Origin of the sequence: Roseovarius amoyensis, from assembly GCF_003260265.1 — a bacterium.
GTDB classification, from domain to species: Bacteria; Pseudomonadota; Alphaproteobacteria; order Rhodobacterales; family Rhodobacteraceae; genus Roseovarius; species Roseovarius amoyensis.
In genome coordinates this window covers 22,635-40,131 of sequence record NZ_QITQ01000007.1, presented here as the reverse complement: position 1 = coordinate 40,131, position 17,497 = coordinate 22,635, and the positions used below count along the sequence as shown (strand labels likewise).

15 protein-coding genes are annotated in these 17,497 nt (G+C 62.6%); 2 read left to right on the top strand and 13 right to left on the bottom strand.

From position 1 onward, the window contains the following. Window positions 1-5 precede the first annotated feature (5 nt). The 7 genes from DL899_RS08070 to DL899_RS08040 are packed head-to-tail and all read right to left on the bottom strand — an operon-like array spanning window position 6 to window position 9,137. Window positions 6-965 (bottom strand): hydroxymethylglutaryl-CoA lyase, encoded by a 960-nt coding sequence (locus DL899_RS08070; RefSeq protein WP_111733668.1) that lies wholly within the window; start codon window positions 963-965, stop codon window positions 6-8. A 4-nt stretch (window positions 966-969) separates the two neighbouring features. Then, the gene (locus DL899_RS08065) at window positions 970-2,976 is read right to left on the bottom strand and encodes an acetyl/propionyl/methylcrotonyl-CoA carboxylase subunit alpha (RefSeq protein WP_111733665.1); all 2,007 of its coding nucleotides are present in this window, start codon (window positions 2,974-2,976) and stop codon (window positions 970-972) included. Between the two features lie 10 nt (window positions 2,977-2,986). Beyond that, window positions 2,987-4,594: an acyl-CoA carboxylase subunit beta gene (locus tag DL899_RS08060; RefSeq protein ID WP_111733664.1), complete on the bottom strand. Its 1,608-nt coding sequence runs from the start codon at window positions 4,592-4,594 to the stop codon at window positions 2,987-2,989. Continuing rightward, window positions 4,591-5,982, bottom strand: coding sequence for a phenylacetate--CoA ligase family protein (locus DL899_RS08055; RefSeq protein ID WP_111733872.1), 1,392 nt, complete (start codon window positions 5,980-5,982; stop codon window positions 4,591-4,593). Before DL899_RS08055 ends, DL899_RS08060 begins: the two co-directional genes overlap by 4 nt. Before the next feature lie 27 nt (window positions 5,983-6,009). Beyond that, a complete protein-coding gene (locus DL899_RS08050) occupies window positions 6,010-7,170 on the bottom strand; it encodes an acyl-CoA dehydrogenase family protein (RefSeq protein WP_111733662.1) in 1,161 nt (386 codons plus the stop codon). Window positions 7,171-7,179: 9 nt separating this feature from the next. Continuing rightward, window positions 7,180-7,959, bottom strand: a complete 780-nt coding sequence (locus tag DL899_RS08045) for an enoyl-CoA hydratase/isomerase family protein (protein ID WP_111733660.1) — start codon at window positions 7,957-7,959, stop codon at window positions 7,180-7,182. Next, window positions 7,956-9,137 carry an acyl-CoA dehydrogenase family protein gene (locus DL899_RS08040; RefSeq protein ID WP_111733658.1) on the bottom strand — a complete coding sequence of 394 codons (1,182 nt, stop codon included), beginning with the start codon at window positions 9,135-9,137 and terminating at the stop codon, window positions 7,956-7,958. Before DL899_RS08040 ends, DL899_RS08045 begins: the two co-directional genes overlap by 4 nt. 95 nt (window positions 9,138-9,232) lie before the next feature. Here DL899_RS08040 and DL899_RS08035 point away from each other — a divergent pair, with 95 nt between their 5' ends. Then, on the top strand, window positions 9,233-11,266 hold the full coding sequence (locus tag DL899_RS08035; RefSeq protein ID WP_204355273.1) for an FAD-dependent oxidoreductase: 2,034 nt from the start codon (window positions 9,233-9,235) through the stop codon (window positions 11,264-11,266). A 106-nt stretch (window positions 11,267-11,372) separates the two neighbouring features. Here DL899_RS08035 and DL899_RS19355 read toward each other — a convergent pair whose 3' ends face one another. After that, a complete protein-coding gene (locus DL899_RS19355) occupies window positions 11,373-11,861 on the bottom strand; it encodes a hypothetical protein (protein WP_162685528.1) in 489 nt (162 codons plus the stop codon). A 72-nt stretch (window positions 11,862-11,933) separates the two neighbouring features. Between DL899_RS19355 and DL899_RS08025 the strand changes: the two genes are divergently transcribed. Next, window positions 11,934-12,509, top strand: coding sequence for a flavodoxin family protein (locus tag DL899_RS08025; protein ID WP_111733654.1), 576 nt, complete (start codon window positions 11,934-11,936; stop codon window positions 12,507-12,509). Window positions 12,510-12,615: 106 nt separating this feature from the next. On the opposite strand, the gene DL899_RS08020 is transcribed toward DL899_RS08025, so the two are convergent. The 5 genes from DL899_RS08020 to DL899_RS08000 all read right to left on the bottom strand — a co-directional run bounded on the left by DL899_RS08020 (window position 12,616) and on the right by DL899_RS08000 (window position 17,462). Next, window positions 12,616-13,071 carry a PaaI family thioesterase gene (locus DL899_RS08020; RefSeq protein ID WP_111733652.1) on the bottom strand — a complete coding sequence of 152 codons (456 nt, stop codon included), beginning with the start codon at window positions 13,069-13,071 and terminating at the stop codon, window positions 12,616-12,618. 9 nt (window positions 13,072-13,080) lie between these two features. Next, window positions 13,081-13,815: a helix-turn-helix domain-containing protein gene (locus DL899_RS08015; protein ID WP_111733650.1), complete on the bottom strand. Its 735-nt coding sequence runs from the start codon at window positions 13,813-13,815 to the stop codon at window positions 13,081-13,083. Continuing rightward, window positions 13,799-14,653 carry an SDR family oxidoreductase gene (locus tag DL899_RS08010; protein ID WP_111733648.1) on the bottom strand — a complete coding sequence of 285 codons (855 nt, stop codon included), beginning with the start codon at window positions 14,651-14,653 and terminating at the stop codon, window positions 13,799-13,801. Before DL899_RS08010 ends, DL899_RS08015 begins: the two co-directional genes overlap by 17 nt. Further along, window positions 14,650-16,587: an AMP-binding protein gene (locus DL899_RS08005; protein WP_111733646.1), complete on the bottom strand. Its 1,938-nt coding sequence runs from the start codon at window positions 16,585-16,587 to the stop codon at window positions 14,650-14,652. The genes DL899_RS08010 and DL899_RS08005 overlap by 4 nt, the downstream gene beginning before the upstream one ends. A gap of 113 nt (window positions 16,588-16,700) precedes the next feature. Further along, entirely contained in the window at window positions 16,701-17,462 is a 762-nt protein-coding gene (locus DL899_RS08000) for a glucose 1-dehydrogenase (protein WP_111733643.1), read from the bottom strand. Window positions 17,463-17,497 lie beyond the last annotated feature (35 nt).

Here is a 17,497-nt window from a genome sequence, read left to right as displayed (position 1 = left end):
CCTCCTCAGATTGTTTTGCGATATTTGTCCAGTCCGCCCGTGTGCATGACCCGACCCATCAGCTGTGCACCAATGATCTCTTCCGCTTTAACCGCAGCAGCGACCAGCTTGTCCAGATCAATTCCGGTTTCAATACCAAGTTCATGGCACAGGAAAACCGCGTCCTCGGTACAGACATTGCCGGCGGCGCGCGCATGGCCGTGACCCGCGAAAGGACACCCGCCAAGACCCGCGACAGAGCTTTCGAACATGTCTACCCCCATCGACAGGGCGGCATGGACATTGGCGATGCCAAGCCCGCGCGTGTCATGGATGTGCATGCCGATGCGCGCATCCGGCGCCATCTCGCGCAGCGCGCCGATCATCCGCTTGACCGTTTCCGGGTTACCCCAACCCATTGTATCGGCGATCACGAGGATCGGAACGGGGATCTGCTCTTCCTCGCAAAGCTGCAGGATAAAGCGGAAATCGTCCAGGATGCGTTCTTGCGGGATCGCGCCTTCGAAGTTGCAGCCAAAGGCCGTCATCACATAGGCGGCGTCGACCGTATAGCCTTCTTCCTTGTAAAGCCGAACCCAGTCGCGTTGCCTCTCGCGCATTTCGGCAGAGGAGCAATTGTTGTTCGATTGCGCGAACGCCTCGGACGGGTAGAACAGCAGACGCGGGTCGATATCGACCTCGTGCGCGGTCAGGGCCTTGCGAAAACCCTTGTCGTTCAACCAGAGCGACGTGTAGTTCACGCCGGGCTTGCGCTTGATGCGCTGAAACAGCTCGCCGGTGTCGGCCATTTGCGGCACGTATTGCTGGCTGACAAAACTGCCCACCTGAATGCGTTTCAAGCCGGTTTCACTGAGCATGTCGATCAGCTCGATCCGCTGTTCGATCGGATAGATCTTCTTTTCGATCTGAAAACCCTCGCGCGGACCTTCTTCACGAAACTCGACGAATTTTGGAAAGTCGCTCATCTCATCACTCCTCGGATGGCAGTATCTCGGCGATGACCTGGCCCCGATCGACCATGTCCCCATTCGAGACGGATATGTTGCTGGCGGTTCCGGCTGCGGTAGCGCGGATCGAGATTTCGAGTTTCATGGATTCCATGACCGCCACCACGTCTCCTTCGGCCACGGGCTGACCGTCGGTCACCTTGATCTCGACGATCATTCCGGTCAGCGGTGAGGCCACGGCGCGATCCCCCGCAACATCGCCGCCTGCAAAGTCCAGAGGCGCGGCCGGGCGGAAGACAAGGCGCCCTTCGGGCGTGTCCAGCTCGATCACGCCGGCGTGCAACCGTGCGTCGATCAGATGGACTGTATCGCCCTCGCTCACACGCCAGCGGCCCGGCGTGATTTCACGCATTGCCAGTGTCGCCGCATCGCCGTTTTCCGACAGGACAGTGTATCTGGCCCCGGCTTTGATCGGTCCGACGCGCAGTTCTTCGGATGCGCCGGCGGCATCCGTGAGCGTCACACGCTGCCCCGCCTCGATCGCATCGCCGCCCAGGCCAAGCCGCCAGCCGGTAAAGGTGTCACGGTTGGTCCAGGGATCGGCATCTGCATCGCGGCGTGACGTTGCCACAAAAAGAATGGCGGCCGCGGCCTTCCACAACTCGGGGCGGGACAGGACGCAGGCCTGCGTCAGCTCGTCGAGCCTGCCGTCGATCCAGCGCGTATGAACCTGCATCCGCTCGAATTCGGGGTTGCGGGCCAGCGCCGTCAGAAAGGCGCGGTTGGTTTGCACGCCCTCCACCGCGACATGGTCCAGGGCCGTCGCCAGCCGCGCCAACGCGGTTTCCCGGTCGGCTGCGTGAACGACCAGCTTGGCGATCATGGGGTCATAGAAGGGTGTGACCGCGTCGCCCTCTTCGACACCGCTGTCGATGCGCAGACCCTCGGGCAGGCTGAGTGTGGTCAGAGTGCCCGTCGAGGGGGCGAACTGCATCGCCGGGTCTTCGGCGTAAAGCCGCGCCTCGACCGCGTGGCCGTTGATCGCCAAATCATCCTGCACCAGGCCAAGGCCCGCGCCTTCGGCAATGCGCAGGTGAAGTGCAACCAGATCCAGCCCGGTGATCGCCTCGGTGACGGGGTGCTCCACCTGAATGCGGGGGTTCACCTCAAGAAAGAAGTACTCGTCGCCCGCGACCAGGAACTCCACCGTGCCCAGGCCGCGATAGTCGAGCGTTTCGCCCAGGCGCACCGCGTCCTGCGCGACCTTGTCCAGCAGCGTGCGGGGCAGGCCCCAGGCCGGGGCCTCTTCGATGACCTTCTGGTGGCGGCGCTGAAGCGTGCAGTCGCGTTCGAACAGGTGCACCACATGCCCCTTGCCGTCGCCGGCGATCTGCACTTCGACATGGCGCGCCTCGGGCAGGAAACGCTCCAGCAGCAACCCTTCGGAGCCGAACGTGGATTTTGCCTCGCGCAGCGCGCCTTCGATGTCTTCCTCAAGCGTGGTCTCGTCGGTCACGAGCCGCTGGCCGCGACCGCCGCCACCGCCGACCGCCTTGAGCAGGACGGGCAGGCCCATCTCGCGCACTTCGGCGGCAATCTCTTTCGGGTCGGATCGCGCGCCTTCCGCGCCCGAGATAACCGGCACGCCGGCGGCCACGGCGGCCTCTTTGGCGCTGGCCTTGTCGCCGAAACGTTCAAGCGTTTCCGCCGTCGGCCCCATAAAGACCATGCCGGCGGCCTCGACCGCACGGGCGAATTCGGAGTTTTCGGCCAGAAAGCCATAGCCGGGATGGATTGCATCCGCGCCGACCGACTGCGCAGCGTCGATCACCGCGTCGATCTTTAGATAGCTTTCGGATGCCGGCCCGGCACCGATACAGACGGATTTTCCGATCTCGCGGACATGAAGGGCATTGGCGTCGGCTTCGGAATGCACACCGACAGGGGTGATGCCGCTGGCCCGCGCGGTACGCGCGATCCGACAGGCAATTTCGCCGCGATTGGCGATAAGAAGCGTTTTGATTTTCATGATTCGCTCCTCACATCCTGAACACGCCGAAATTGGTTTCGACCTTGGGTCTGCGCGAAGCCACATCCAGCATCAGCGCCATGACCTCGCGGGTTTCACAAGGCTCGATCACGCTGTCGATCCAGAGGTTCGCAGCGAAATTGTAAGCGCCCTGGAAATCCTCGTATTCCTTGCGGATCGGGGCCTTGAAGGCCTCTTCCTCTTCGGGCGTCCAGCTATTGCCATCGCGCTCGTTGATCTGGGCGCGGACCTGGGCCAGAACGCTGGCGGCCTGCTCGGGCCCCATGATGGCGGCCCGGCCCGTGGGCCAGGCGAACGTCGCGTCCGGCTGGAACGGGCGGCCCAGCATCGCCAGATAACCCGCCCCGTAGGACCCGCCGGTGATGATCGTGAACTTTGGCACCCGGGCCGAGGACATGGCGGTGATCATCTTGGCGCCCGCCTTGGCGATGCCCATCTGCTCGACCTCGCGGCCGACCATGAAGCCATTTACATCCGCGAGGAACAGCAACGGTATATCGCGCTGGACGCAGAGATTGATGAAATGGGTGGCCTTCAACGCGGCCTCGACGAAAAGCACACCGGTATTGGCGAGAATGCCGACTTCGTGGCCGTGAATGCGGCCCCAACCAGTCATGATGGTGTCGCCATAAAGCGGTTTGAATTCGTGAAAATCACTGTCGTCCACCAGACGCGCTATGATCTCGCGGTTGTCGGTCGGCACCTTGGGGTCGCGGCTGACGATGCCGTAGATTTCCTCGATCGGGTAGGCAGGCGCGCGTGGCGTGGTGGGTGTCTTGCGGGGCAGGGGCTTTTCGCCCAGATGGCTGACGATATCGCGGGTGATGGCCAGGGCGTGCGCGTCATCCTCGGCCAGATGGTCGGTCACGCCGGACACGGACGAATGCATCTTGCCGCCGCCCAGCGACTCGGCATCGACCTTTTCACCTGTGGCCGCAAAGGTCAGTTCCGGTCCACCCAGATACATAAAGCCCTGACCGCGCACGATCACCACCTCGTCGCAAAGCGCGGGAATATAGGCGCCGCCTGCGGTGCAGGGGCCCATGACCACAGCGATCTGCGGCACGCCGTCACCCGACATGCCGACCTGCTGGTGAAAGATCGAACCGAACTGGCCTTCGTCGGGAAAGATGTTCTCCTGATCCGGCAGAAACGCGCCGCCGGAATCGACCAGCGTGATCACCGGAAGGCGGTTCTTCCAGGCGACTTTCTGGGCGCGCACGTGCTTGCGCGAGGTCATGCCGAAATAGGTGCCGCCCTTCACAGTGGCATCATTGGCAATGATCATGCACTGACGGCCCTCGATCACGCCGATGCCGGTGATGATGCCCGCGCCGGGGGGAACACCGTCATATTTGTTCAGCCCCGCCAGTTCGCCGAGTTCCAGAAAGGGCGTGCCCGGGTCAATCAGCCGTTCGACCCGTTCGCGCGGCAGGATCTTGCATTTCGATACGTGCCGATCCCGTGCCTTTTCTGGCCCGCCGACACGTTGCTGCAGGCGAAGGGCGTGCAGTTCGTCAATTTTCTTGCGGTAATACGTCTCGTTTTCCCGGAAGTCGTCGGACCCGGTGTCGAGCAAGGATTTGAGTTTTGTCATGGCAGGTCGGGGTGTTCTCTCAGGACAAAGGCAACCTTGGCGGCGCCGGGTTTTTCAAATGTGTCGGGCGCCACAAGGCGAATGTCGGCCTTGAAGACAAGGGTGTCGCGCAGGCGCTGTTCGATCTTCTTTTTGAGGGCCGCGTCATCCGCGGCGTCGCGGTCGGGACCGCGTTCGACGATCACCTTCAGCGCGCCCTGCGTGGTATGGCCTTCGAAATCGGCAACGATGCGCATCACGCCGTTGGTATCCGGCACCATTTCGGTGATCACGCTGTTGATCGCAGAGGGAAAGACATTTGCCCCGCGCACGATCAGCATGTCATCGGTGCGCCCGGTGCAGCGGATCTTGGGGCCGGTGCGCCCGCAAGTGCATTCGGTGTCGATGACCTCGATATAGTCGCCCGACCGGAACCGCACGACCGGGCTCGCCTGCCGGCCGATCGCGGTATAGACCATCTCGCCCTCGGCACCCTTTTCCCAGGGAATGATCCTGCCGCTTTCGGGCTCGAGCAGTTCGGTGATGATATAGTCCATGTTGACCATGTGCATGCCCGACTGGGCATCGCATTCGGCCCAGTAGGTCACGCCCAGATCGGTGCCGCCCATCATCTCGGTGCATTTCGCACCCCAGGCCGCCTCGATCTTGGCCCGGATTGCCGGGATGCCGCCGCCGGGCTCTCCTCCGACGACTATCTGTTCGACACCCAGTTCTCTGGCCTCGCAGCCAAGCACCTCTGGTGCCTTATCGGCCAGGTGCAGAACGAAGTTCGGTGCGCCCACGATGCAGCGCGGACGCGTATCGGCGCAGGCCCTGAGCAGCCGTTCCGCGCCGCCATCCGCCCCCACCGGCACGTCGATTGCGCCCATGTACTGCAGACCCTGCATCACCGGGATGCCACCGACAAAGCCCTTTGCCAGCGAAAACGCATGCAACACCAGGTCGCCGGGCCGCACACCGTTGGCGAAGAAACAGCGCGCCGTCATCTCGTGCCACATCTCGGTATCGGCTTCGGTCAGCGCCACGTAGGACGGGCTGCCGGTGGTGCCCGATGAGGCCTGCATCTGGATGATGTCCGCCATCGGCGCGGTCCGGTGCTTGCCGAAGGGCGGCTCTGCCGCAAGGCTTTCACGGATCTCGGTCTTGTAGGTGAAGGGCAGTTTCTGCAGGTCTTCAATGGTGCGGATCTCGTCGAAATCCACACCGGCCTCGGCGAACTTCTCCTGATAGAAGGTCGAGTTCGCCTTGAGATAGGCCATCTGATCGCGCAGCCGCTGTTCCTGGATACGGCGCACCTCGTCGAGAGGCGTGCCCTCGATCTCGTGCCAGAAGCGATTATTTACCTTGCTGGCGGCATCCTGCCGCCGGAAGCGCATTCCAAATTGCATGTCGTCCATCCGTTCCGGGCCGAGCGATCAATAGGATCGCGGCAGGCCCATGACCTTTTCTCCGATAAAGCTGAGGCACAGTTCGCGGTTCACGGGGGCCGTGCGCAGCAGGCGCACCAGCGGGTACATTTCATAAAGCCCCGTATCTTCGGTAAAGCCCGATCCGCCATGTGCCTGAAGCGCGGCGTCCACTGCTTCGATCCCGGCCTCTGCGGCCGCGTATTTGGCCATGTTCGACGAGGCGCCGGCAGGCAGCTTGTTGTCGAACTCCCATGCCGCGCGACGCGTCATCAGGCTGGCCATCTCGACCGCTGTATGCGCCTTGGCCATCGGGTGCTGCACGCCCTGATGCGCACCGATGGGTTGATCAAAGACACTGCGCTCAGACGCATAGGCGACGCCCTTGTTCAGGGCGAACCGGCCGATGCCGCAGCACAGGGCCCCCAGAATGATGCGCTCGGGGTTGAGGCTGTCGAACAGGATCGAAAAACCTTTGTCCACTTCGCCGACGACATCCTCTGGGCCAAGGTCGACGTCGTCGAAGAACAGGGTCCACTGTTCCTCGGGCAGGGGGATCGAGATCTTCACCCGCTGTTTGTCCACGCCCTTTTTCTTCAGATCGACCGCAAAGAGGGTAAAGCCGTCGGTCTTGCGGCTGACCTCGGTATGCGGCTTGGTCCGTGCCACCACCAGGCAATAATCCGACACCTCGGCGCCGGTGATAAAGGTCTTTTCGCCTGACAGGCTGAACCGGTTTCCCCTGCGCTTGGCCAGCGTGTTGGCCTTCATCGTGTTGGATCCGGCCCCCGGTTCGGTGATCGCGAAGCAGAACTGAATATCACCCCGGCAGGCGGCCGGCAGAAGCTCTTTCTTGTGGAATTCGGACCCGTGGCTGGCGATGTGGGCCAGCGACATGGTCGGGCCGACCACCATCATCAAAAGCGGTATGCCGTGATTGGCGGTGCCTTCCATGAACAGGGCCATTTCGGTCATGCCAAGACCGGCCCCGCCGTATTCCTCGGGCACCATGACGCCCAGAAAGCCGTCATCGGCGATCTGTTTGAACATCTCGTGCGGGAATTCATGCTTGCGGGCATGCTCCCGCCAATAGGCATTATCGTACTTTTGCGCCAACTGTCCGCCGTATTCGTAGATCTGGCGCTGTTCGTCGTTCAAAGTGAAATCCATGGTGTCTTCTCAGCCCTTGAAAGCGGGTTTGCGACGGTTTTCGAAAGCATCCAGCCCTTCGGCTACGTCTTCGCTTGGGAGCGCGCGAACGGCGGCGTCGCGCTCAAGCCGCATCTGCTGGTCGATGCCAAGGTCGGCGCCTTCCCGCGCCAGACGCTTCATCTCGGCGATACCGGGGCGCGAGCGGGTGGCGATCGTCTGGCAATATTCCAGCGCTGCCTTGTGCAGATCCGCATCCGGCACGATGTAGTTGACAAGGCCGGCCTCTCTGGCCTCGTCCGCCGAGAGCCAGCGGGCCGAGAACATCAGATCAAGCGCGCGGCGCTGACCCATCAACCGGGTCAGCCGCTGCGAGCCGCCCCAGCCGGGGATCAGACCGAATTGCGCGTGCTGATCGCCGAATTGCGCGGTCTCGGCCCCAAAGCACACGTCGCATGCCAACATCAGTTCGATCCCGCCGGCCAGACACAACCCCTGCACGGCCACGACGACAGGGAGGGAGGAGGTTTCGAGCGCACGCAGGTTATTCATGCCAAAAGCGATGAAATGGTCCAGCGCGGCGGGATCGTTCAATTTACCTTTCACTTCGGTCAGATCGGCACCGGTGCAAAAGTGCTTGCCCTGCGCCCGAATGAGGATCGACCGGATGTTCCGGTTGGCCTCGAACTCCGCGCGCGCGGCAAAAATGCACTCATGCACTTGCAATGAAAGGCAATTAAATTTCTCGGGACGGGCCAGCTCGATGATGCCGACACCTCCCTCGGTGCTCACGACAATCGGGTCGCTCATTTCGGGGTCCCCTTTGCTTTCTTGTCATATTGAAGCGCCAGCCGCCCGGCCTTTTCGCGGGCGATCACCAGCTTCTGGATCTGCGCGGTGCCATCGCCGATCTGCAGGCCGAGAACGTCATTGTAACGCTGATGGTGCGGCAGGTCGGTGGTATAGCCATAATGCCCGTGCAGGATCAGGCACTGATGCAGGATCTCGCAGGCGGTCTTGGGCAGGTACCATTTGCACATCGCCGCCTGCGAGGTGTGGGGCAGGCCACGGTCGCGCAGGTCCAGCGTATAATAACAAAGCTGGCGCATCATGGTCAGTTGGGTTTCGGCCTCGGCCAGCGGAAAGCTGACGCCCTGATACTGTACGATGGGGGCCCCGAAGGCCTCACGTTCCTGAACATAGGCCCAGGTCTCATCCACCGACGCCTGGGCCGCACCCAGGCATTCCAGCCCGATCAGCGCGCGGGAATAGTCAAACCCCGCCATGATCGTGCCGAAGGCGCGGTCCTGTTCGGCCATCATGTTTTCAGCCGGCACGAAAACATCGTCAAAGAACACCGACCCACGTCCGACAGGCTTGGTGCCGATGTCGTCGAAATGGGTGCGCTTGATGCCGTCCTGATTGAGATCGACAAAAAACGCGCTGACCCCGCGCGAGCCCCCGTCCGGATCGCCGGTGCGGGCAAAGACCACCGCCGCATCGGCTTGGCTGGCAAAGCTCATTGACGTCTTTTCGCCGTTCAACCGCCATTCGTTACCGGATTTTTCAGCCTTCAGGATCAGGTTCGCCGCATCTGACCCGCCGCGTGGCTCGGTCAGGCCCAGGCCAATGACGGCATCACCCGAAACAACCTTGGGCACCCATTCCGAAGCGATATCCCTGGAGGCGTGCTTGGCAACCATCCCCCCCATGAGCGAGCCCAAAAGCTGGACATAGCTTGCGTTGAAATCGGCATAGGCGATCTCTTCGACGATAAGTCCCGACGTGACCGAGCTTTCGCCAAGTCCACCGAATTCCTCGGGCAGATCGGCACCGATCAGACCCAGTGCGCCCATTTCCTTGATCAGCGCGCGATCAAAGGTATGGCCGCTGGCGCGCTCCTGATAGCTGGGTGCCAGCTTTTCCGTGGCGAATCGCTTTGCGGTTTCGCGAAACGCCTTTTGATCTTCTGTTGGCTGGAAATGCATCGGTGCTACTCCCCATGACCGAAAATATATCCTTCCCAAAAATCTAACGAATGTTAGAATACAGATCAAGGGTAGTTTTGAGGAGGATGTTCACAATGACAAGTATGCAAAAAGGAAGCTTCGAAACCATGCTCTCGCCGATCCAGGCAGGTCAGCGCATGTTGCGAAACCGTGTCATCATGGGGTCGATGCACACCCGGCTGGAATCCGAGCCGGACAGCATCGCCAAACAGATCGCCTTTTACGCCGAAAGGGCGCGGGGGGAGGCGGCGATTCTGGTCACGGGCGGGTTTTCCCCCAATGCCGAGGGGGTATTCGATCCCGAAGGTCCGCGTATCGATGACCCGAAGGAGGCGCGCAGCCTGCGCCCGATCTGCGAGGCGGTTCAGGCCGAAGGCAGCCTGATCTGCGCGCAGATTCTTCATGCCGGGCGCTACGCAAAGATCGAAGGGTGCGTTGCCCCCAGTCCGATCCGGGCACCGATCAACCGTTTCGTTCCGCGTGAAATGACCGACGCCGACATCCGCCGGACCATCGAGGATTTTGCCAAAGCCGCCGAAAATGCGCAGGCAGCAGGGTTCGATGGCGTCGAAATCATGGGGTCCGAAGGATACCTTATCAACGAATTCACCGTCACCCATACCAATCAGCGCGAAGACGAATGGGGCGGCAGCGTCGAGAATCGCCACCGTTTTCCGGTCGAGATCGTGCGCGCGGTGCGTGACCGCTGTGGGCCCGATTTCCTTGTCATCTATCGGATTTCGGCAGCCGATCTGGTCGAAGGCGGTGCGCCTGCCGATGAAATCGCAGCACTGGCGCGCAAGATCGAGACAGCGGGTGCCGATATTCTGAACACCGGCATCGGCTGGCACGAGGCGCGCGTGCCGACGATCGCCTATCCGGTTCCGCGCGGCGCCTGGCGCCAGGCGGCGGCCAACGTCAAGGCTGCGGTATCGATCCCGGTCGTCGCCTCCAACCGAATCAACACGCCCGCACTTGCTGAGGGCATCCTTGCCTCTGGCGATGCCGACATGATCTCGATGGCCCGGCCCTTTCTGGCCGACCCGCATTTCGTCAAGAAGGCGCATGAGGGCCGCGCCGACGAGATCAACACCTGTATTGCCTGCAACCAGGCCTGCCTCGATTTCATCTTTTCGAATCGGACTGTCGGATGTCTGGTCAATCCACGGGCCGGGCGCGAAACCGAATTCCGGGATACGCCGACAGACTCGCCACGGAAGGTGGCTGTTGTCGGCGGCGGCGCCGCAGGCATGGCCACGGCAGCCGAGGCATCTCGTCTGGGCCATGACGTCACCCTTTTCGAAGCCCAGGACAAGCTGGGCGGTCAGTTGAATCTGGCGCGCGCCGCACCGGGCAAGGATGAATTCGACGAAACCCTGCGGTATTATAGCGGCCAGCTGCAAAAGCATGGGGTCAAACTGCGTCTGGGGCAGCGGGCCGGTCCGGACGATCTGGACGGGTTCGACCACGTGGTCATCTCTACCGGGGTCACGCCGCGCATTCCCGACCTGCCGGGCGTCGATCATCCCAGTGTCGCGACTTACGCCGAAATCCTGTCCGGTGACCGCGTGGCGGGCGACACCGTCGCGGTGATGGGGGCAGGGGGCATCGGCCATGACGTGGCCGAGTTCCTGGTGACCGAACCGGCCGAGGCCCATAACGCCGACGCGTTCTGCGAGACATGGGGCGTGGACCCCGACTTTGCGTCGTCGGGCGCGTTGGCTGGCGATCCGCTTGCGCCGAAATCATCGCGCCGCAAGGTTGTCATGCTTCAGCGAAAAACCTCGAAACCGGGCGCAGGGCTCGGCGTTTCGACGGGCTGGATCCTGCGCAACGCACTGCGAAAGCACGGAGTCGAGGCCCTGGGCGGTGTGGTCTATGAGCGCATCGACGACGCGGGGCTGCATATCCTCATGGACGGAAAGCCAAAGGTCATCGCCGCCGACACAATCGTGCTCTGCACCGGTCAGGAATCGGAACGGACCCTGGCCCAGGACCTCACCGCCCGCGGCGTCACCGTCACCTTGATTGGCGGGGCGAAAGAGGCTGCCGAACTCGACGCGCTGCGCGCCATCGATGAAGGGGTGCGTCTGGCGCAAAGCCTCTGACGCTCCAGAGCGACAGAGGCACGATGCCGCCCGGATCAGCCACCGCGCACATATCAGGCGGTGGCTGACTATTGTCGCGCAACGGGCGATGATCCCGGTGACGGGTTCATAGCCTGTGGTGTCGATGTCTGCCATGGCCGCCGCCGATTATGCGCTGGCGACGCTCTTGCGTGGTGGGACGGTGCTGGCGAACTACCCGATCGGGACAGGCCGAGAGAAAGTTGAACCGGTGAAAGCCGTGCGCCTGCGTCTGGGGTATCCGCGTGCGGTCGATGCGCAAGAACTGAGCCAACCTTGCCAGAACCACCTGGCCGGATAAAGGCGACCGCGCGAACTGCGTCTTGTTCCGTTTGGATAATCCCCGCAATCGGCCATCGGCAAGGTCCAGCGCCGCGTGCCGAAATCCGGATTGCGGATCAAAAACCGCGCAGCCGATGCCCTGTCCGGCGCACAATACCTGTGCGGCTGCGCTCATAACAGCCCGCCCGACATGTTCAGGACGTGACGGAATAGTTTTTAAAACAAAGGCTTGCGTGCGGAAATCAAAAGCCGCCCGTTGCCGGTCATTCGTGCAGCGGCCGATGTATGGAAGCATAATCAGCTTCCTTTTTGCGGCCATCCTTTCTAGTGCGGAGCTATTGCGATCCAACAAAAGGTGTTTCGAGCCATGACGAAAGTAGCGATTGTCTATTACAGCGGATACGGCCACACGGAGGTCCAGGCCAAGGCCGTTGCCGAAGGGGCCAAAGGTGTCGACGGCACCCAGGTTGACCTGCTGAAACTGTCTGACGGCGGAGACCTGGACGACGCGGCCTGGGCGGCGCTCGATGCTGCCGATGTCATCGTTTACGGCAGCCCGACCTACATGGGGGCCCCCGCCTGGCAGTTCAAGAAATTCGCCGACGCCAGTTCCAAGCCGTGGTTCACGCAGAACTGGAAGGACAAGATCGCCGGCGGTTTTACCACCTCGGCCACGGTCAACGGCGACAAGTTCTCGACCATCCAGTACTTCATCACGCTGTCGCAGCAGCACGGCCAGCTCTGGTGCGGTGTTGGTCTCAAGCCGTCAAACGCCAAGGCAGACGGCCCCGAAAAGCTGAACTGGACGGGCGGATATTCCGGCCTTTTGGCGATTGCCCCGTCTGACAGCGCACCCGAGGAATACCCGGCAGGCGGCGATCTGGACACGGCGCGCGCCTACGGCCAACGGCTGGTGGAAGTCGCGAAACGCTGGAACAGCTGATCTCGCTGTCCGATACCACGTCCCGGCCGCCTGGATTTGCGGCGGCCGGTTCACCCTTTCTGGCGTCAGGTCGGGGGATGCGCCCCGGTCTTTGCCCGGCGTCCGGTCATCCGGCAACGCCCGTCCGCCCCACCAGCGCCATCAGCGTGCCGGTCATCGTGGCGACAAGCTTTTCATCCTGTCCTTTCAAGGCATAGGCGCGCGCCTCGCAGATCGTCAGCGTCCTGCCCGGTTTCACCACGTCAGCGACGAACCGAAACCGTTCGCCATCGGCGGGATTGAGCAGGTTGATCTTGAACTCCGCCGTCAGCACCGCCGCGTCTGCGGGCATCAGCGAAAAGGCCGCGTATCCGCAGGCGCTGTCCAGCGCGGTCGATACGATTCCGGCATGCAGGAACCCGTGCTGCTGGGTCAGCGCGTCACTATGCGCCATCTCCAGAACGATATGGCCGGGCGACAGGTCGGCAATGCCGATCCCCAGGGTGTGCATCACCTTCTGAAGGTTGAAACTGTCGCGCACGCGCGCTTCAAAGTCAGGGTTCTTTGGTTCAAAATTCGCCATTGCGTGATTTCACTCCTTGCCGTCATCCATGATGACCAATCTTATCCGGTCCTTGATCTTCCCATCTTGTAACGAAGGGCCAAAAGCGCGCGCTGTGACCTGAAGGCGTAGCGCGCCGGGCGGTCTGTCGGCGAAGGCCCGGCAGGCCGCCGACATATGCGATTGATCGTAGTAGCCCGCGTCCAGCGCCAGATCGCTTAACGGCAGGGCAGGGTCGGCGAAACGCCCAAGCAGCAGGCGAAACCGCCGGACTGCCGCAAGCCGCCGCCTTGATACGCCGGTTTCTTCCCGTGCCCTGCGGCGTTCGGTCCGGTCGCTGAACGCCAGCGGGGGCGCAGCGAAAGTCAGCGCCCTTGCAAGAGCGTCCAGCTCGGCAACCAGCGACGGCAGGCCCTCATCGCTCTGCCGGACCCTTTCAAGCGCGGTGGCCAGCGGCTCCAGCGCCCCGGTCCCGGGCAAACGCTCCGGTCGCACCGACAGCCGCAGCCCGGCCACGATTCCGCAAAAGGATGACGGGCGGGGCACGAAATCCGGCCGGGGTGGCGCAAGCGATATTCGCGGCCCGCCACAACCGCCCGCCACTGAAAGGGAGAACAGATCGGTCGCGAAACGCCCGCTGCCGCGATGGCTCAATGCGCCGGTGTCGCGGAACACGAAAATATGGTCAACCTCCGCCGCAGCATCTGCTGTCGGCGTCAGTTCGAAATAGAGCGGCGCAGCCGTCAGGTCACTTGACGAAGGCATCCCGGTTCTCGGCAACGAAATCGCGGAATCGGCGGGCCGGGCGTCCGAGCACGTCGCTGACCGTGGTCTCGATACCTCCGAGATAGCCCTTGGGCGCGATGGAGGCCAGCTCGACCATGGCCGCGGCGACCTCGTCCTGCATTCCGTTCGCGACCATCGCTGCTTTGGCGTCCTCAGGCGCGAGAGGCGCAGAGGTGATGGATCGGCCTGTCACTTCGGATAGAAGTGCAGCGATATCCTCGCCGGTAAGGGCTTCGGGGCCGGTCAAGCCATAGGCCTTGCCCGCGTGGTCCGCGCCGGTCAGCGCCTCGGCGGCGACGTCGGCAATGTCACGGGCATCGATCCAGGACACAGGCCCACCCAGATCGTCGTAATAGACCCCGTTCTTTACGATGCTGTCGGCCTGCCACAAAAGGTTCTGCATGAAATAGGTTGGCTGAACGAAGGTCCAGTCAAGGCCGCTTTCCTTCAGCAATTCCTGGGTTTCCGAGTGCCACTTGCCAAAGGTCAGTCCCGCCTTGGGTGATGCGCCCAGCCCGGTGGCCAGAACGACATGGCGCACGCCCGCGGTCTTGGCCGCCTTGATCGCATCGGCTTTCCAGCGGCGCATGTTCAGGTGCGCTGGTGTGACCAGATAGATCCTTTCGGCCCCCGCACAGGCCTGGCCCAGCGAGGCCGCGTCATTGAAGTTCGCGGTGACAGCCTCGCAGCCCCGCGTAGTAAGGTCTGTGGCCTTGGCCGGATCGCTGGTAACGGCGCGGACCTGCGCGCCCTTGGCCAGAAGTGCATCGACAAGCGGTGCGCCGGTGGTGCCGGTGGCTCCGAAAACGGTAATCATGGTGTGTCCTTGTTCAGCTCTGCAATGGGTTGCATGGTTTCGGGGTTGCTAACCGATGACAGGTCTCCGGGATCCAGACCGAGGAAGGCCGCGCGCACGATCCGGCGCATCGTCTTCATGGTGCGGGTCTTGGGCAGCGCCTTTACAAAATGGATCTCGCGCGGGCGGAAGGGTTTCGACACGACTTCGCCCACCCGGTTCCTGAGCTGTTCCACTAGGGCGTCATCGGGCGACACCCCCGGTGCCGCCACGCAGATGCAGACCACAGCCACGCCCTTGATATCGTCGGGCGCCGCGATGGCAGCGGCATCCACCACCTTTCCGGTTTCGGTCAGGGCCGCCTCTATCTCCGGCGGGCCGATGCGTTTGCCGGCGATGTTCAGCGTGTCGTCCGACCGGCCGAGGATATACCATGTGCCGTCCGGATCGCGCCGCACCCAGTCGCCATGCCGCCAGAAGCCGGGGAAAGTGGACCAGTAGGTATCAATATACCGCTCGCGGTCGCCCCGGATGGCCGGGGTCAGACCCATGGGCGGCTGGGTCACGACCAGTTCGCCCACCTCGCCCGGCGCGGCTTCGCTGCCGTCCTCACGCAGCACTTTCGCACCGACACCCAGCGCCTGTGCGGAAAACCCGCCGGGTTTGATTTCGTGAAGCACGGTCGAGGTCAGGATTGCGCCGAAAAGCTCGGTTCCGCCGGAAATGTTCAGTGGCACGGCGCGTCGGCGGCAGATATGGTTAAGTTGCCAGAGCCAGGCGTCGTCGGTCCAGGGCTCGCCGGTCGAGGCGACGATGCGCAGATGCGAAAGATCGTAGCCGGAAAGAGGCGCAGGATCCTGTGTCATGAACTGCCGCACGAGGGTAGGGGCGATGCCCATGTGGGTCACCTCCATCTCTGAGGCAAGACGCAACAGCCTGAAGGGATCGTCAGGCATCGAAGGTGCGCCCTCGGCCAGCACCAGCGTTGCGCCGGAAAGCAGTACCGACAATAGGGTAAGCGGCCCCATCACCCAGCCCATGTCGGTCATCCACATGTGCCGGTCGTCGCGCTTCATGTCGAGGCCCAGCAGGAAATCCGCCGTGGCCTTGGCCTGCACGCCGAGATGGGTGTGAATCACGCCCTTGGGTCGTCCGGTGGTGCCGGAAGTATAGGCGATGAGCAGCGGCGCGTCCGCTTCTACCGGATGTGCGGGAAACGTCGGGTCCGCCTTTCCGACAGTCTCTTGCCAGTCGAGATCACGGGCGGGATCGGCCACTGCGCCGCCGAACCGCCGCAGGCTGAACACGGTATGAACCGAAGGCACCTTTTCCAACGCTTCGGCCAGCGTGGCCTCCATCCAGACGGGATTGCCCCGCCGTGGCGTGGCATCCGCCGTCAGCACCGCCACGGCGCCGGCATCGTTAAGCCGGCTGACGATGGCATGCGGTGCGAAGCCCGAAAACAGCGGCACTGCCACGGCGCCCAGCCGGGCGATCCCCAGCAGCGCGGCTTCGATTTCGGGAATCATCGGCATGTAAATGCCAACGGACTGGCCGGGTTTTACCCCGCGCCGGGCCAGGGCAGAGGCTATACGCGCGGCCTCGGCGGCAAACTCGGCATAGGTCCAGCGACAGCGGCTTCCGTCCTCGCCAACCCAGTCGATTGCAACTTTGTCACCCAGACCGTCCCTGATGCGGGCATCAAGACAGGTCTCTGTCAAATTCAGGGCACCGCCAACTGCCCATCGGATCGATTCCGGCCCTTCGGACATATCCCGCAGTACTGTGTAGGGGCGAGCGAACTGTATGCCGGCATGGTCGATTATCCGGCTCCAGAACCAGTCTGGTTCGTCGTTGGCCCGGCGGGCGAGTTCCTCGTAGCTGTCAGTGCCACAGTCATCCAGGAAAGCGGCCAGAGTACTTGAACGCTGAATATCAGAGTCGGGCTGAAACATCTGTCACCTTTCTTTACCGCAAAAAAGGTCGCATCATTGACGCGGCCAGTTAGGGAGGTAACTCTGGGCATGGCTTGGCGGCAGCGCCTTGTGACAGGCACCGCCGCCAGCGATCAACCGTGCATCGACAAGCCGCCGGAAACCGAAATCACCTGGCCGGTGATAAAGCCGGCGTCTTCGGACGAAAGGAAGCAAATGATCCCGGGGTAGTCCGTCGGTTGTGCCAGGCGTTTCATCGGGATGGCCCGCTTGAGGCCCTCGGCGATCTTTTGACCGGCCTCGCCCTCGGCAACCTGGGCGAACAGCGGCGTATCGGTCGGCCCGGGGGCGACAGCGTTCAACTGAACGCCTTTACGCGCCAGTTCCCGCGCCACGGTCTTGGTGAACGAGATGATGCCACCCTTGCAGGCCGAATAGACCGCTTCGCCCGATGACCCGACACGCCCAGCGTCAGAGGCAATGTTGACCACACGGCCCCCGCCGTTCTTGACCATGCCCGGAAGCACGGCGTGATGCATGTTCAGCGGGCCATAAAGATTGATGTCGATGACCTTTTTCCAGAGAGCGGCATCGGTATCGAGGAACGGTTTGATCACGTCCCAGCCAGCGTTGTTCACCAGCACGTCAATCGGACCCCCGGCCTCGAACCCGGCGACAGCCTTATCGACCTGGGCGCGGTCGGTGATGTCCACCTTGAAGGCGTGCGCCTTGCCGCCGGCCTCTGTGATCAGGCGAACCGTTTCCTTCGCCCCGTCTTCGTTCAGATCGAAAACGGCAACCTCGGCGCCCTCTTCGCCGAACCGTTCGCATACCGCGCGCCCGATGCCACTGCCACCGCCGGTTATGATTACGCGTTTTCCGCTCAGTCCTCGCATGTGTAGGTCCTCCTCTTCCGCTAACTCTTTGGCAA

Bases quoted from the DNA above. Each gene is read 5' to 3' on its own strand.
- DL899_RS08020 (WP_111733652.1), bottom strand. From the start codon at position 13,071: ATGGCGAATTTTGAACCAAAGAACCCTGACTTTGAAGCGCGCGTGCGC.
- DL899_RS08015 (WP_111733650.1), bottom strand. From the start codon at position 13,815: ATGCCTTCGTCAAGTGACCTGACGGCTGCGCCGCTCTATTTCGAACTG.
- DL899_RS19355 (WP_162685528.1), bottom strand. From the start codon at position 11,861: ATGCTTCCATACATCGGCCGCTGCACGAATGACCGGCAACGGGCGGCT.
- DL899_RS08000 (WP_111733643.1), bottom strand. From the start codon at position 17,462: ATGCGAGGACTGAGCGGAAAACGCGTAATCATAACCGGCGGTGGCAGT.
- DL899_RS08060 (WP_111733664.1), bottom strand. From the start codon at position 4,594: ATGACAAAACTCAAATCCTTGCTCGACACCGGGTCCGACGACTTCCGG.
- DL899_RS08010 (WP_111733648.1), bottom strand. From the start codon at position 14,653: ATGATTACCGTTTTCGGAGCCACCGGCACCACCGGCGCACCGCTTGTC.
- DL899_RS08070 (WP_111733668.1), bottom strand. From the start codon at position 965: ATGAGCGACTTTCCAAAATTCGTCGAGTTTCGTGAAGAAGGTCCGCGC.
- DL899_RS08035 (WP_204355273.1), top strand. From the start codon at position 9,233: ATGACAAGTATGCAAAAAGGAAGCTTCGAAACCATGCTCTCGCCGATC.
- DL899_RS08025 (WP_111733654.1), top strand. From the start codon at position 11,934: ATGACGAAAGTAGCGATTGTCTATTACAGCGGATACGGCCACACGGAG.
- DL899_RS08050 (WP_111733662.1), bottom strand. From the start codon at position 7,170: ATGGATTTCACTTTGAACGACGAACAGCGCCAGATCTACGAATACGGC.
- DL899_RS08005 (WP_111733646.1), bottom strand. From the start codon at position 16,587: ATGTTTCAGCCCGACTCTGATATTCAGCGTTCAAGTACTCTGGCCGCT.
- DL899_RS08055 (WP_111733872.1), bottom strand. From the start codon at position 5,982: ATGCAATTTGGAATGCGCTTCCGGCGGCAGGATGCCGCCAGCAAGGTA.
- DL899_RS08040 (WP_111733658.1), bottom strand. From the start codon at position 9,137: ATGCATTTCCAGCCAACAGAAGATCAAAAGGCGTTTCGCGAAACCGCA.
- DL899_RS08045 (WP_111733660.1), bottom strand. From the start codon at position 7,959: ATGAGCGACCCGATTGTCGTGAGCACCGAGGGAGGTGTCGGCATCATC.
- DL899_RS08065 (WP_111733665.1), bottom strand. From the start codon at position 2,976: ATGAAAATCAAAACGCTTCTTATCGCCAATCGCGGCGAAATTGCCTGT.